Below are 14,234 nucleotides of genomic sequence, written 5' to 3'. Positions count from 1 at the left end.
CGCCGCCCCGCTAGCCTCCGTTGCGGGAGGCAACATGATCGACGTGCGGTGTCACCTCGGGATCCTCGTGGTGGTGGGGGCGGTGCTGGCGGGCTGCTCGGGGGCTGCCGAGGGGGCGCCCGATCCGTTCCCGCCGCGGCCGCAGCCGATCGAGGTGATGGCCATCGACCCGTGCCGGGTGCTGACGCCGGAGCAACTCGCCAGCCGCGGTCTGACGCCGGAGGACAGCCACTACGCCGAGCCCGTGGTGGGCGACGCGACGACCCACGCCTGCGGCTGGGGTGCCCCCTGGACGGCCGATTACAGCTACAGCGCGCAGATGATCCCGGTCGACGCGGCGCGCGCGGTCGGCGGCCCGGGCTCGCAGGTGCAGGTGGTCGCCGGCTACGGCGCGGTCCGGAACACCGCGCGGGAGGACACCTCGCCGATGTGCGAGCTGGTCGTGGACGCGGCGGACGGCCAGGTCATGCGGCTCCAGGTCAGGGTGGTCGGCCGGAAGCCGGACGGATCGACGCCGTCGATCGACGAAGCCTGCCGGGAGGCGGAGCTGCTGGCGGCCGACGCCCTCGGCACCGCGGGAACGCTCACCCCGTGAGCGGTTCGCAGCCGTGAACGCCGCGCCCCGTTCGCGGCCCGGGCCGGCTGCGCTCTGCGTACCGTCCGACCGATGAACATCGAGGCGAAGCGTCCGGTCGGCACGGCGTCGGACGGTCTGATGAGCCAGATCTCGATCGGCAACGTGCTGGCCGTGCACGGAGTGCTCGCCGCACAGGCCGAGCGGATGCGCCTGCTCCTGGACCGCTCGGACTGGCTGCGCACCATCGAGGCGGTCGGCGGCGATCCGGTGTCGCTGGACGCGCGGAACTCCTTCCAGCTCAAGATCAACAACATGCTCGACGCCCAGTGGGCGCGCTACCGGGAGCTGTCCGAGGCGACCGAGCGGCTGCGGGCGGCGGCGCGCGAGTACAGCCACACCGAGGACATGATCCACGGCGAGTTCGAGCGGGCCAGGGGCGAGCTCCCGCCGCTGCCGCCCGGGCCACCGCCGCCCCGGGCGGCTGACCGGCGGCACACCCGCTGACCGCGCCGCACACCCCGCACAGCAGGTGTGCGGCGTCGTCAACGGGTGTGCCGGGTCGCAGGCCGCAGGGCATTAGGCTGGTCGGTGTGACCGATCCGGGGGAGATGCGCATATCCGACGCCGACCGCGAGGCCGCCGCCAAACGGCTGCACGACGCGCTCGGCGAGGGCCGGATCACGCTCACCGAGCTGGAGGAGCGGCTCGACGCCGTCTACGCCGCGCGCACCGCGAGCGAGCTGCGCCCACCGCTGGCCGACCTGCCCGGTTCGGACCTCGTCGTCCCGCCCGGGTCGGCGCGGCTCGCGCGTCCGGTCGACGGGGCGGACCGGGTGCATCTGCGGACCGGCGCCGGGACGGTGAAGCGGACCGGGGACTGGCCGGTCCCGGCCGCGATGCGGCTGACCACCAGCATGGGCACCATCCACCTGGACCTGTCCGAGGCGCGGCGGGTCCCGCCGCGGATCGACATCGAGGTCTCCACCGGGATGGGCGAGATCGTGCTGGTGCTCCCCGAGGGCGGCAGCGCCGACGTCGACGCCGTCTCCGGCTCGTGGGGCGAGGTCAAGACGAAGGTGCCGTCGACGCCGGGCGGCTCCGGGCCGCACATCGTGGTGCGCGGGAAGGTCGGGATGGGATCGCTGACCGTCCGCGGCTCACGCAAGGGCTGGTGGAAGGCCGTGCTGGGCTGATCGGCCCCCGGAACGACGGTAGGCCCGGGCCCTGCCGGGTCCGGGCCTACCGGGGTATCGGTTCTCGCGCGGCACCACGCGTCAGACGCGGGCGACCTTCCCGGCCTTCAGGCACGAGGTGCAGGCGTTGATCCGGCGGCGGTTGCCCCCGTTGATCGCGGCCCGGACGGTCTGGATGTTCGGGTTCCAGCGGCGGTGGGTGCGGCGGTGCGAGTGCGAGACGGACATGCCGAAGCCCGGACCCTTGCCACAGACGTCGCAGACGGCAGCCACGTCGAACACTCCTCGAAGGTTGGAGACATTGCAAGGTAGAGACAGCATCTCAAGGTTGAGACAGTGCGCAGAGCCCGGACGGACCGGGGCTCGGCGATCCAGTCTAGCCATCCGTGCGACGCGACCTCCGCGGGGGCCCGCCCAGGGGCGGCGGCGGACCGCCGCGCACCTACGCTGACGGCGTGGCCCCGCCGTTCGACCCCGCGCTGCTGCGCCGCTGGATCGACGCGGCCGCCGAGCGGCTGACCGCGGGCCGGGCCGAGATCGACCGGATCAACGTGTTCCCGGTCGCCGACCACGACACCGGCTCGAACCTGCTGCTCACCGCGCGGGCGGCGGCGTCGGCACCGCTGGAGGGCGGCCCGGCGCGGGCGGCCGCGGCGCTGGCCGCGGCCGCGGTGCGCGGTGCGCGCGGGAACTCCGGGCTGATCCTGTCCCAGCTGTTCCGGGGGCTCGCCGAGGAGCTGGCGGCGACCCCGGCCGAGGGGACCGGCTGGGCGGGGCCCGGGGCGACGGGCGCCGGGCCGGCCGGTCTCGACCGGGGTGTCCGGGACGAGCCGGGTCCTGGTGTCGCGGGCGGGCCGGGCCCCGGTGCTGCGGATGCACCGGGGGGCGCGCGTCTGCCGGGTCGTGGTGTCGAGGCCGGGCCGGGTCCCGGTGCTGCGGACGGACCGGGTCCCGGTGCCCCGGTCGGGTCGGGTCCCGGAGTCGCGACCCGTACCCGCACCGCGGGTGAGCTGCTCGCCGGAGCGCTGCGCCGGGCCGCGGCGCTCGCCACCGGTGCCGTGTCGGCGCCCCGCCCCGGCACCGCGCTCACGGTCCTGGAGGCCTCCGCGTCGGCGGTCGGCGAGACGGTCGCCGCGGTGTCGGCCGCCTCGGGCCGATTCGCACGGGATCCTGTCGTTCGCACGGGATCGGATCCCGTGCGAACGCAGCGAACCCGTGCGGATGACGGCGGTGCGGGATCGGTCGAGGGGGCGCTGGCCGAGGCGGCCGCGGTCGCGGCGCGGGCGGCACGGTCGGCGCTGGCCCGGGTGGCCGGCCGTCCCGCGGAGCTGGACCGGGCCGGGGTGGTCGACGCGGGTGGGCTCGGCCTGGTCGTGGTGCTCGACGCGCTGGTGGCCGCCGCCGGGGGCACCCCGGAACCGGTCCCGGCGGGCACCCTCGCGAGGCTCGACGGCCCGGGGCCCGACGGCCCGGGGCCCGGCGGCCCGGGGTTCGACCGCACGGGACGGCCGGGTGCGCCGGACACCGGCGCGGTGACCGGGCCGGGATCGACCACCAGCCCGGGCGCAGGCCACGGCGAGGCCGCCGGCCCCTTCCCCGCCACACCGGCCCCGCAGCCGGTGTACGAGGTCACCTACCTGCTCGACGATCCCGCGCCGGACGCCCTCACGGCGCTCCGGATCCGGCTCGGCGCGCTGGGCGACTCGGTCGGTATCGCGGGCGACGGCGGGCGCGGCTGGCTGGTGCACGTCCACACCACCGAGCCGGGGGCGGCGGTCGAGGCGGGCCTGGCGGCGGGGCGGCCGTCGTCGATCCGGATCGAGGCGCTGCCCGCGCTCACCCGCACCCGGGCCCGCGCCGTCCTGCTCATGATCGAGAGCTCCGGGGCCGGCGCACTCGCCAGGGCCGCCGGCGGGGACGTGCTGGTCGCCGATCCCGATCCGGTGCGCGACGACGTGGTCGCCGCGATCCGGGCGACCGGCGCCGGGCACGTCGTCGTCCTGCCGTGCGCGCCGTACCGGCGGACCGTGGCGGAGACCGCGGTCGAGCAGGTCCGGGCGGAGGGGATCGACGCCGTCGTCGTCCCGACGGTGTCGGTGCTGCAGGGCCTGGCCGCGCTGGCCGTGCACGATCCGGACCGCCGGGCGGCCGAGGACGTCGTCGGGATGGCGGAGGCCGCCGCCGGGACGCGCACCGGCGGCCTGCAGATCGCCGAGGCGGAGGCACTGACCTGGGCCGGGCCGTGCCGGCCGGGGGAGGTGCTCGGCATCTCCGACGGCGAGGTGGTGCTGATCGCCCCCGATCTGGCTGTCGGGGCCCTGTGGTTGGCTCATCGCATGCTCACACCGGGTGGGGAACTGGTGACCGTGCTGCTCGGCTCGGCGGCCGACGACGCGCTGGGCGAGCGGCTCGCCGAGGACCTGCGCCGCACCCATCCGGAGGTGGACGTGCTGGTGCACCGCGGCGACCAGCACGACTTCCCGCTGGTGCTGGGGGTGGAGTAGATGGAGGGCGTGCAGACCTTCGACCTGGACAGCAGGCTGACCGGGCCGCTGGGGCGGAAGGCCGCCGACGCGCTGGCCCCGCTCGGCCTGGAGACCGTCGGCGACCTGCTGCGGCACTACCCGCGCCGGCACGTCGACCGGGGCAGGCTGACCGACATCGCCGGGCTGGTCGCCGGCGAGCACGCCACCCTGATCGCGCAGGTGGAGAAGGCGACGCTGCGCGACATGCGCCGGCGCAACGGGCAGATGCTGCAGGTCGTCATCCGGGACGAGAAGGGCGGCCAGCTCGACTGCACTTTCTTCAGCCCCTACAAGGTCCGCCAGTTCATCAAGCCGGGCGTGCGCGCGGTGTTCTCCGGCAAGGTCGGGGTGTTCAACCAGCGCCTGCAGCTGACCCACCCGCAGTTCGAGGCGCTCGACGAGACGGATGCGCTGCGCCCGTTCCTGTCGGTGTACCCGGCCAGCTCCAAGGTCACCTCGCAGGAGATCGCCCGGTCGATCCGGCAGACGCTGGAGCAGATCGACGACCCGACCGATCCGCTGCCCGAGGAGCTGCGTCGCCGGGAGAACCTGCCCGAGCTGGGCCGGGCGCTGCGCCGGATCCACGTGCCCGAGTCCGAGGCCGACATCCACGCCGCCCGGCACCGGCTGGTGTGGGACGAGGCGCTCGGCGTGCAGCTGGCGCTGGCGCTGCGCCGGCAGGACGCGGTGGGCCGGCCCGCCCCGGCCTGCCCGCGCACCGCGGGTGGCCTGCTCGACGCATTCGACGCCGACCTGCCGTTCCCGCTGACCGACGGCCAGCTCGCGGTCGGCGAGGAGATCGCCGCCGATCTCGCCGGGGAGCACCCGATGAACCGGCTGGTGCAGGGCGACGTCGGTGCCGGCAAGACGATCGTCGCGCTCCGGGCGATGCTGCAGGTGGTCGACGCGGGCGCGCAGGCCGCGATGCTCGCCCCGACCGAGGTGCTGGCCGCCCAGCACGCCCGCTCGCTGCGCGCGATGCTCGGGCCGCTCGGCCGTGGCGGCGAGCTGGACGCCGCCGAGAACGCCACCGCCGTCACGCTGCTCACCGGGTCGATGAGCACGAAGGCCAAGCGGCAGGCCCTGCTGGACGCGCAGTCCGGCGCGGCCGGGATCGTCGTCGGCACGCACGCCCTGATCCAGGACGCCGTCGGGTTCGCCGATCTCGGCCTGGTCGTCGTCGACGAGCAGCACCGGTTCGGCGTCGAGCAGCGCGACGCGCTGCGCGCCCGCGGCGAGCGCGCCCCGCACATGCTGGTGATGACGGCCACGCCGATCCCGCGCACGGTCGCGATGACCGTCTACGGGGACCTGTCGGTGTCCGAGCTGAAGGGGATGCCGCGCGGCCGGTCCCCGGTGGCGACGACCGTCGTCCCACTGGCCGAGCACCCGCAGTGGATCGAGCGGGTCTGGCAGCGGATCCGCGAGGAGGTCGACGCCGGGCACCAGTGCTACGTGGTGTGCCCGCGGGTCGGCGACGTCGACAAGGCCGATCCGGAGCTCGACGAGCCACCGCCGGAGGAGGGCGAGTCCGAGCGGCGGCCGCCGCTGGCCGTCCTCGACATCGCGCCGATGATCACCGAGAAGCTCGCCGGGCTGCGGGTCGGGATCCTGCACGGCAAGCTCCCGCCCGACGAGAAGGACGCGGTGATGCGCTCCTTCGAGCGCGCCGAGCTCGACGTGCTGGTCGCGACGACGGTGATCGAGGTCGGCGTCGACGTGCCGAATGCGACCGGCATCGTGCTGCTCGACGCCGACCGGTTCGGCCTGTCCCAGCTGCACCAGCTGCGCGGCCGGGTCGGCCGGGGCACCGCCCCCGGGCTGTGCCTGCTGGTCACCGAGATGCCGGCCGCCACCACCGCCCGGGAGCGGCTGGACGCCGTCGCCGGCACCACCGACGGGTTCGAGCTGGCCCGGCTCGACCTGGAGCTGCGCCGGGAGGGTGACGTGCTGGGCGCCAGCCAGTCCGGGTCACGGTCCGGGCTGAAGCTGCTGTCGCTGCTGCGGCACGAGGAGGTCATCGCGAAGGCCCAGGTCTACGCCCAGGACCTGGTCGGGCGCGATCCCGGCCTGCTCGGGCATCCGCGGCTGCGGGCGCTGGTGGGGGAGACCCTGGGCGACGAGGAGCGCGCCGCCTACCTCGACAAGGCCTGATCAGGCCCCGGGCAGCTCGCCGCGGGCGCGGGCGTCGAGATGGGCCCTGGCCGGGGCGGGCAGGTGCACGATCCCGGCCCGGTCGAGCCGGTCCAGCTCGCTGCGGGCCCGCGCGTAGGCGGCGAGCCGCTCCGGCTCGGAGTCGGAGTCGCGGGCCGTGGTCAGCAGCTTGACCACGCGCTCCACGGTGCGCCGCTCCTCGGCGGAGAGCCCGGAGAGCCGGATCCGGTCGGCCGCGTCGACGGCGGCCCGCCAGGCGCGCCGGGCCGCCTCGACGGCGCGCAGGTAGTGGGCGCCGTACGGCTCGCCGGGGTAGCCGTCGGTGTCGAGCGCCTGCGCCGCGGCGAACGCGTCGACGAACCGGGCGGTGCTGGGCACCGTGACGTCGGACAGCGCCGGGCGGCGGAGCACCGCCATCGGGTCGGTCTCGTGCTCCAGGAACTCCGCGCGGAGCCGCTGGTGGTCGGCGCGGGCGCGCCGCCACGCCTGCTCGGCGGTGACCGCGGCGCCGGTGGGCTGCGGGTGCGGCGGCGGATCGGCCCGGTTCCGGGCCGCGCTCCGCAGCGCGCGGTGCACGCCGATCGCCATCATCCCGACGAGCAGCACCAGCAGCAGCTGGGCGAGCACCGCGACCACCACTCCCACGACCACCACCGCCGTTCCCGCGAGGATCACCACACCGGACCCGGCCGCCACCCGCGCGAGCGGCCGGGCGGGCCGTCCACCGCGGTGCGGCCGCAGCCCCGGCCGGTGGCCGTGCAGGGCCGCCCGGCCGCCGCCGCTCCACCGGACGGGGCGGCCGTGACCGCGGTGCGTGCTGCGCGTCATCCCTCCTTGGTACCCGAACGGGCGCGGTTGCGGTGCGGGCCGGACGGGTGGCCGCCGGACGGACCGGCGGGGTTCCACCAGGTGGTTCCCCGCGGTGGTCGGCGGCGCGTTCCACGTGTCAGGATCACGCGCCCGGTGTCCGGGAACACCGCGCCGCCGGGCGCACGAGGAGAAGTGAGGGGATCGATGTTCCGCAAGGTGCTGGTGGCCAACCGTGGTGAGATCGCGATCCGGGCCTTCCGGGCGGCGTTCGAGCTGGGTATCGCGACCGTCGCCGTCTTCCCGTACGAGGACCGCAACTCGTTGCACCGGGCGAAGGCGGACGAGTCGTACCAGATCGGCGAGCCCGGTCACCCCGTGCGCGCCTACCTGTCGGTGGACGAGGTCATCCGGGCCGCGCGGAAGGCCGGCGCCGACGCCGTCTACCCCGGCTACGGCTTCATGTCGGAGAACCCCGACCTGGCCAGGGCCTGCGCCGACGCCGGGATCACCTTCGTCGGCCCGCCGACCGACGTGCTGCACCTGACCGGCAACAAGTTCCGCGCGGTCGCCGCGGCCCGCGAGGCCGGCGTGCCGGTGCTGGAGTCGTCGGACCCGTCGTCGGACGTCGACGAGCTCGTCGCGGCCGCCGAGGGCATCGACTTCCCGGTGTTCGTCAAGGCCGTCGCCGGTGGTGGCGGGCGCGGCATGCGCCGGGTCCAGGAGCCCTCCGCGCTGCGCGAGGCCATCGAGGCGGCGATGCGCGAGGCCGAGTCCGCGTTCGGCGACCCGACGGTGTTCCTGGAGCAGGCCGTGGTGAACCCGCGGCACATCGAGGTGCAGATCCTCGCCGACGCCGACGGCAACGTCGTGCACCTGTTCGAGCGGGACTGCTCGGTGCAGCGCCGGCACCAGAAGGTCGTCGAGATCGCCCCGGCACCGAACCTCGACCCGGAGCTGCGGGACCGGATCTGCGCCGACGCGGTCAACTTCGCCCGGCAGATCGGCTACGTCAACGCGGGCACCGTGGAGTTCCTGCTCGACGAGCGCGGACAGCACCACTTCATCGAGATGAACCCGCGCATCCAGGTCGAGCACACGGTGACCGAGCAGGTCACCGACCGCGACCTGGTGATCGCCCAGCTGCGGATCGCCTCCGGGATGACGCTGCCCGAGCTGCGGCTCACCCAGGACCACATCACGCTCACCGGGGCCGCGATGCAGACCCGGATCACCACCGAGGACCCGGCCAACGAGTTCCGGCCCGACGTCGGGACGATCTCGGTGTACCGCTCGCCGGGCGGGCCCGGGGTGCGGCTCGACGGCGGCACCGTGCACGTCGGCGCCGAGGTCTCGGCGCACTTCGACTCGATGCTGGTCAAGCTGACCTGCCACGGCCACGACTTCGCCAACGCGGCCCGCCGGGCGCGGCGGGCGATCGCCGAGTTCCGGATCCGCGGCGTCGCGACCAACCTGCCGTTCCTCGCCGCGGTGCTCGACGACCCGGACTTCCGGGAGGGCCGGGTCACCACCAGCTTCATCGAGGAACGCCCGCACCTGCTGCGGGCGCGGCCCTCGGCCGACCGCGGCTCGCGGATCCTGCAGTACCTGGGCGACGTCACGGTGAACCAGCCGAACGGTCCCCGCCCGGTCGTCGTCGAGCCGGTCGAGAAGCTGCCGCAGCTGGACCCGTCGGTGCTGGACGCGCCGGCCCCGGACGGTTCGGCGCAGCTGCTGCGCTCGCTGGGCCCGGAGGGCTTCGCCCGGCGGCTGCGCGAGCAGACCGCCGTCGCCGTCACCGACACGACGTTCCGGGACGCCCACCAGTCGCTGCTCGCCACCCGGGTGCGGACCCGCGATCTGCTCGCCGTCGCCCCGTACGTGGCGCGCACGATGCCGGAGCTGCTGTCGCTGGAGTGCTGGGGCGGCGCGACCTACGACGTCGCGCTGCGGTTCCTGGCCGAGGACCCGTGGGAGCGGCTGGCCGCGGTGAAGGCCGCGGCGCCGAACATCTGCACCCAGATGCTGCTGCGCGGGCGCAACACCGTCGGCTACACGCCGTACCCGACCGAGGTGACCGACGCGTTCGTCGCCGAGGCCGCCGAGACCGGGATGGACATCTTCCGGATCTTCGACGCGCTCAACGACGTCTCCCAGATGCGGCCGGCCATCGACGCCGTCCGGAACACCGGGACGGCGCTGGCCGAGGTGGCGCTCTGCTACACCGCGGACCTGTCCGACCCGGCCGAGGAGCTCTACACCCTCGACTACTACCTGCGCCTCGCCGAGCAGATCGTCGACGCCGGCGCGCACGTGCTGGCGATCAAGGACATGGCCGGGCTGCTGCGGCCGCCCGCGGCGAGGACCCTGGTCGGCGCGCTGCGGGACCGGTTCGACCTGCCGGTGCACCTGCACACCCACGACACCGCGGGCGGTCAGCTGGCGACGCTGGTCGCGGCGATCGACGCCGGGGTGGACGCCGTCGACGGCGCCGTCGCCTCGATGGCGGGCACCACCAGCCAGCCGTCGCTGTCGGCGCTGGTCGCGGCCACCGACCACACCGAGCGGGCGACCGGGCTGTCGCTGGCCGCGGTCGGCGACATGGAGCCGTACTGGGAGGCGGTCCGGAAGGTCTACGCGCCGTTCGAGTCCGGCCTGGCGTCGCCGACCGGGCGCGTCTACCACCACGAGATCCCCGGGGGGCAGCTGTCCAACCTGCGTCAGCAGGCGATCGCGCTCGGCCTCGGCGACCGGTTCGAGCTGATCGAGGACTGCTACGCCGCCGCCGACCGGATGCTGGGCAGGCTGGTGAAGGTGACGCCGTCGTCGAAGGTCGTCGGCGACCTGGCGCTGCACCTGGTCGGCGCCGGGGTGGAGCCCGCGGACTTCGAGAAGGACCCGTCGTCGTTCGACGTGCCGGACTCGGTGATCGGGTTCCTGCGCGGCGAGCTGGGGGAGCCCCCCGGCGGCTGGCCGGAGCCGTTCCGGACCCGCGCGCTGGAGGGCCGCAGCCCGGAGGCGGCCAAGGCCGACCTGACCATCGCCGACCGCCGCGGACTGCGTGACGACCGCCGCCGGACGCTGAACAGCCTGCTGTTCCCCGGGCCGACCAAGGAGTTCGACGCGCACCGCGAGCAGTTCGGCAACACCTCGGTGCTCAGCTCGAAGGACTTCTTCTACGGGCTGGAGGAGGACCTCGAGCACACCGTGGAGCTGGAGCCGGGCGTCACCCTGCTGATCGAGCTGGAGGCGATCTCCGAGCCCGACGCGCGCGGCTACCGCACCCTGCTGACCACCCTGAACGGGCAGATCCGCCCGGTCGCGGTGCGCGACGAGTCGGTTGCCACCGAGGTCAAGGCGGCAGAGAAGGCGGAGAAGGGCAACGACCGCCACGTCGCCGCGCCGTTCGCCGGGGTGGTCACGCTGCAGGTCGGCGAGGGCGACCGGGTCGACGCCGGGCAGACCGTCGCCACCATCGAGGCGATGAAGATGGAGGCGTCGATCACCGCGCACACCGCCGGGACCGTCAGGCGGCTCGCGATCGGCGAGGTCACCCAGGTCGAGGGCGGGGACCTGCTGGTGGAGCTGGAGTGACCCGGCCGGGGATCATGGGGGGATGACGAGGCTGATCGCGGGCCGGGCCGGCGGGCGCAGGCTCGCCGTGCCCGCGTCCGGCACCCGGCCCACCTCGGACCGGGTCCGGGAGGCGCTGTTCTCCGCGCTGGACCACGATCCCGGGATGGACGGCGCCGCCGTGCTCGACGTGTGCGCCGGGTCCGGCGCGCTCGGCCTGGAGGCGCTGTCCCGGGGCGCCGCCGACGCCGTGTTCGTCGAGTCCGACCGGCGCGCCGCCGGGGTGCTCCGGCGCAATCTCGCCGCCGTCGGGCTCGGCGGCCGGGTGATCGCCGCCGCGGCGGGCACGGCGCTCGGCGCACCGGCCCCGCGGGAGTTCGACGTGGTGCTGGTCGACCCGCCCTACGCCGTCGACGACGCCGAGATCGCCGGCTGGCTCACCGCCGCGGCCGGCAACGGCTGGCTGGCGCCCGGCGCGACGGTGGTGGTGGAGCGGGCCAAGGCGTCCGGGGAGTTCGGCTGGCCGGACGGCCTGGAACCGGGGCGGTCCCGGCGCTACGGGGACACCGTGCTGCACCGGGCCCGCTACACCGGCGGCTGATCCCGCAGGTCGGGCACGGTCCGGTGGGCGCCGGCGGCGAGCAGGTCCGCGGCGGGCGCGGTGCTGCACACCCCGACGATCGTGCCGAACCCCGCCGCGGCCAGCGCGGCCACCCCGGACGGCGAGTCCTCGAAGCCCCAGCAGTCCGCCGGATCGGCGGCCAGCCGCGCGCAGGCGCCGAGGTAGCCCTGCGGGTCCGGCTTGCCGCGGGTCACGTCGCCGGCCGTCACCACGAACTCGACCAGCGGCGCGGCGCCGAGAACCCGCTCGAGGACCCGTTCGGCGTAGTCCCGGCGCGCGCTGGTCACCACCGCGAGCCGGTGCCCGCGCCCGGCCAGCGAGGTGAGCAGAGCAACGGCGCCCGGGACCGGCCGGACCTCGTCGGCGAGCCCGGTCGCGAGCTCGGCGAGCCTGCGGCCGAGCTCCTCGACCGGGGTGCCCCGCCACGGGCCGTCGACCTCGGGCAGCACGTCGACCGCGCGCCGGCCGACGAACCGGTTCCGGTAGGTGCCCTCGTCGATCCGGGCGTCCCACTCGTCGAAGAACCGGAACCAGGTCCGCCGGTGCACGTGCTCGCTGAGCACCAGCGTGCCGTCCAGGTCGAACACGACCGGGGCGGTCACGGCGCCCAGACGAACAGCTCGGCGCCGGCCCGGACCGGCTCCCCGGCGACCGCGCGGACCGATCCGGCGGGCGCGTCGAGCACCACCACCGGGCAGGTCACGGCGCAGCCCGCGGCCCGGACGGCGGCCAGGTCCACGGTCAGCACCGGCGCACCCCGCTCGACGGCGTCGCCGCGCGCGGCGTGCAGCGTGAACGGCGCGCCGCGCAGGCCGACGGTGTCGATGCCGACGTGCACCAGCACCGCGGTCCCGCCCGGGGTCCCGACGACGAACGCGTGCGGGTGCAGCGTCGACAGGGTCCCGGCGACCGGGGCCAGCACCACCGCGCGGTCGGCGCCGGGCGGCGGCTCGACCGCGGTGCCCGCGCCGACCATCTCCTGGGCGAAGACCTGGTCAGGCAGGTCCGCCAGGCCGACCACGGTGCCGTCCACCGGGGCCCCGACGACGACCGTCACAGCAGGTCCCGGATGTCGTCGCAGAGGTTCTCGGCGTCCGGTCCCACCACCACCTGCACGACCGTCCCGGAGCGGACGACGCCGTGCGCGCCGGCGGCCCGCAGCGCCGCGTCGTCGACCAGCGCGGGATCGCCGACCTCGGTCCGCAGCCGGGTGATGCAGGGTTCCAGGTCGGTGATGTTCGCGGCCCCGCCGAGGCCCGCGACGATGTCGGCGGCTCTGCTCATGTTCGGCTCCTCATCGGATGGGACTGGTAGGAACCAGTGCCCTTGACAGCCGTTTGACCTGCCGCCACTCTCACTGGTTATAACCAGACCGTACCGCTGAGAGCGGCGCTGCCACAACGCCGGACGGTCCCGAGACGAACCCGAGGAGCGCGTTGCGATGGGCGCTGTGACCTCTTCACCGACACCCCCGGACGCGGCGGCCGAACCGGTGCGGCGGCGGGCCGTGCTGGCCGGCCTGCAGCGGCTCGGCCGCAGCCTGATGCTGCCGATCGCGGTGCTCCCGGCCGCCGGCCTGCTGCTGCGGCTCGGTCAGGACGACCTGCTCGGCGGCGTGCCCGGGCTGGAACGGCCGGCCGAGGTGCTCGCCGCGGCCGGTGGCGCGCTGTTCGACAACCTCCCGATGATCTTCGCGCTGGGCATCGCGATCGGCTGGGCGCGCAAGGCCGACGGATCCACCGCGCTGGCCGCGCTGGTCGGCTACCTGGTGCTCGACGGCGTCTTCACCGCGATGAGCCCGATGGTCCTGCCCGGGGTGGTCGACTCCGACGGCGAGCAGGCCGTCGTCAACTTCGGGGTGCTCGGCGGCATCGTCGCGGGGCTCACCGCCGCGCTGCTCTGGCAGCGCTTCCACCGCACGACGCTGCCGACCTTCCTCGGCTTCTTCAACGGCCGCCGGCTGGTCCCGATCCTCACCGCCGCCGTGATGATGGTCGTCGCCGCGCTGCTGAGCCTGATCTACCCGATCTTCAACGCCGGGCTGACCGGGCTGGGCGACGCGGTCGCGGCGAACGCCGTGCTCGGCGGCGGCGTGTTCGGCGTGGTCAACCGGCTGCTGCTGCCGCTGGGCCTGCACCACATCATCAACTCGGTGGTCTGGTTCATCATCGGCGACTTCGAGGGCGCGCACGGTGACCTCAACCGGTTCTTCGCCGGCGACCCGACGGCGGGCGTGTTCATGACCGGCTTCTTCCCGATCATGATGTTCGCGCTGCCCGCCGCCGCGCTGGCGATCTGGCACGAGGCCCGCCCGGAGCGGCGCAAGCTGGTCGGCGGGATCATGGTGTCGGTGGCGCTGACCTCGTTCGTCACCGGGATCACCGAGCCGCTGGAGTACGCCTTCGTCTACGTGGCCTGGCCGCTGTACCTGATCCACGCCCTGCTCACCGGCACCTCGCTGGCCCTGGTCAACGCGCTCGACATCCACAGCGGGTTCACCTTCTCCGCCGGGGCGATCGACTACGTGCTGAACTTCGGCCAGTCCACCCGGCCGCTGTGGCTGATCCCGATCGGCCTGGCCTACGCCGTCGTCTACTACCTGCTGTTCCGGTTCGTGATCCGGCGCTGGAACCTGCGCACGCCGGGCCGGGAGGACGACGAGACCACCGAGCCGGGCACCCCGGCACCGGCCGCACCGGCCGCACCGGCCGCCCCGGACGCGCCGGGCCGGCCGGTCGAGCCGGGCAGGCCGGACACCCCCGAGCGTTCCTGAACCCCGCACC

The 14,234-nt window shown here is 75.0% G+C and carries 13 protein-coding genes; 8 read left to right on the top strand and 5 right to left on the bottom strand.

Translation table 11 applies throughout. The features are described from left to right. Window positions 1-34: 34 nt before the first annotated feature. From ACVJO7_RS13645 to ACVJO7_RS13635, 3 genes are all read left to right on the top strand, one after another. Complete coding sequence (locus tag ACVJO7_RS13645; protein WP_491673160.1) at window positions 35-595, top strand: DUF3558 family protein; 561 nt, start codon at window positions 35-37, stop codon at window positions 593-595. A gap of 72 nt (window positions 596-667) precedes the next feature. Beyond that, window positions 668-1,081, top strand: coding sequence for a PE domain-containing protein (locus tag ACVJO7_RS13640; protein WP_491673159.1), 414 nt, complete (start codon window positions 668-670; stop codon window positions 1,079-1,081). 86 nt (window positions 1,082-1,167) lie between these two features. Then, window positions 1,168-1,770: a DUF1707 domain-containing protein gene (locus ACVJO7_RS13635; RefSeq protein WP_491673158.1), complete on the top strand. Its 603-nt coding sequence runs from the start codon at window positions 1,168-1,170 to the stop codon at window positions 1,768-1,770. Window positions 1,771-1,851: 81 nt separating this feature from the next. Here ACVJO7_RS13635 and rpmB read toward each other — a convergent pair whose 3' ends face one another. Next, the gene (rpmB, locus tag ACVJO7_RS13630; RefSeq protein ID WP_186358563.1) at window positions 1,852-2,043 is read right to left on the bottom strand and encodes a 50S ribosomal protein L28; all 192 of its coding nucleotides are present in this window, start codon (window positions 2,041-2,043) and stop codon (window positions 1,852-1,854) included. Between the two features lie 182 nt (window positions 2,044-2,225). Between rpmB and ACVJO7_RS13625 the strand changes: the two genes are divergently transcribed. Together ACVJO7_RS13625 and recG are read left to right on the top strand one after the other, a co-directional pair. Next, complete coding sequence (locus tag ACVJO7_RS13625; RefSeq protein WP_491673157.1) at window positions 2,226-4,274, top strand: DAK2 domain-containing protein; 2,049 nt, start codon at window positions 2,226-2,228, stop codon at window positions 4,272-4,274. Continuing rightward, window positions 4,275-6,449, top strand: coding sequence for an ATP-dependent DNA helicase RecG (gene recG, locus ACVJO7_RS13620; RefSeq protein WP_344028444.1), 2,175 nt, complete (start codon window positions 4,275-4,277; stop codon window positions 6,447-6,449). Here recG and ACVJO7_RS13615 read toward each other — a convergent pair whose 3' ends face one another. Next, window positions 6,450-7,277, bottom strand: coding sequence for a hypothetical protein (locus ACVJO7_RS13615; protein ID WP_491673156.1), 828 nt, complete (start codon window positions 7,275-7,277; stop codon window positions 6,450-6,452). 186 nt (window positions 7,278-7,463) lie between these two features. Here ACVJO7_RS13615 and ACVJO7_RS13610 point away from each other — a divergent pair, with 186 nt between their 5' ends. Beyond that, window positions 7,464-10,850 (top strand): pyruvate carboxylase, encoded by a 3,387-nt coding sequence (locus ACVJO7_RS13610; RefSeq protein ID WP_491673208.1) that lies wholly within the window; start codon window positions 7,464-7,466, stop codon window positions 10,848-10,850. A gap of 22 nt (window positions 10,851-10,872) precedes the next feature. Continuing rightward, window positions 10,873-11,430 (top strand): 16S rRNA (guanine(966)-N(2))-methyltransferase RsmD, encoded by a 558-nt coding sequence (rsmD, locus tag ACVJO7_RS13605; RefSeq protein ID WP_491673155.1) that lies wholly within the window; start codon window positions 10,873-10,875, stop codon window positions 11,428-11,430. Here the strand turns inward: rsmD and ACVJO7_RS13600 are convergent. Genes ACVJO7_RS13600 through ACVJO7_RS13590 form a run of 3 tightly spaced genes read right to left on the bottom strand, consistent with a single transcriptional unit; the run spans window position 11,415 to window position 12,735 of the window. Next, entirely contained in the window at window positions 11,415-12,053 is a 639-nt protein-coding gene (locus ACVJO7_RS13600; protein WP_491673154.1) for an HAD family hydrolase, read from the bottom strand. The two genes, rsmD and ACVJO7_RS13600, sit on opposite strands and share 16 nt — an antisense overlap. Beyond that, complete coding sequence (locus tag ACVJO7_RS13595; RefSeq protein WP_491673153.1) at window positions 12,050-12,508, bottom strand: PTS sugar transporter subunit IIA; 459 nt, start codon at window positions 12,506-12,508, stop codon at window positions 12,050-12,052. Before ACVJO7_RS13595 ends, ACVJO7_RS13600 begins: the two co-directional genes overlap by 4 nt. After that, window positions 12,505-12,735, bottom strand: a complete 231-nt coding sequence (locus ACVJO7_RS13590; RefSeq protein WP_344028458.1) for a PTS sugar transporter subunit IIB — start codon at window positions 12,733-12,735, stop codon at window positions 12,505-12,507. The genes ACVJO7_RS13595 and ACVJO7_RS13590 overlap by 4 nt, the downstream gene beginning before the upstream one ends. A gap of 259 nt (window positions 12,736-12,994) precedes the next feature. Between ACVJO7_RS13590 and ACVJO7_RS13585 the strand changes: the two genes are divergently transcribed. After that, window positions 12,995-14,224, top strand: coding sequence for a PTS transporter subunit EIIC (locus tag ACVJO7_RS13585; RefSeq protein WP_491673207.1), 1,230 nt, complete (start codon window positions 12,995-12,997; stop codon window positions 14,222-14,224). Window positions 14,225-14,234 lie beyond the last annotated feature (10 nt).

The organism is Pseudonocardia sp. DxW (genome assembly GCF_058448985.1).
Note: the sequence above shows the minus strand (reverse complement) of the source record. Positions and strands in the feature narration are given on the sequence as shown.

What these genes read in the sequence shown, in the direction of transcription:
- ACVJO7_RS13645 (WP_491673160.1), top strand. Translation starts at nt 35, where the DNA reads ATGATCGACGTGCGGTGTCACCTCGGGATCCTCGTGGTGGTGGGGGCG.
- ACVJO7_RS13640 (WP_491673159.1), top strand. Translation starts at nt 668, where the DNA reads ATGAACATCGAGGCGAAGCGTCCGGTCGGCACGGCGTCGGACGGTCTG.
- recG (WP_344028444.1), top strand. Translation starts at nt 4,275, where the DNA reads ATGGAGGGCGTGCAGACCTTCGACCTGGACAGCAGGCTGACCGGGCCG.
- ACVJO7_RS13615 (WP_491673156.1), bottom strand. Translation starts at nt 7,277, where the DNA reads ATGACGCGCAGCACGCACCGCGGTCACGGCCGCCCCGTCCGGTGGAGC.
- ACVJO7_RS13610 (WP_491673208.1), top strand. Translation starts at nt 7,464, where the DNA reads ATGTTCCGCAAGGTGCTGGTGGCCAACCGTGGTGAGATCGCGATCCGG.
- rsmD (WP_491673155.1), top strand. Translation starts at nt 10,873, where the DNA reads ATGACGAGGCTGATCGCGGGCCGGGCCGGCGGGCGCAGGCTCGCCGTG.
- ACVJO7_RS13590 (WP_344028458.1), bottom strand. Translation starts at nt 12,735, where the DNA reads ATGAGCAGAGCCGCCGACATCGTCGCGGGCCTCGGCGGGGCCGCGAAC.
- ACVJO7_RS13585 (WP_491673207.1), top strand. Translation starts at nt 12,995, where the DNA reads ATGCTGCCGATCGCGGTGCTCCCGGCCGCCGGCCTGCTGCTGCGGCTC.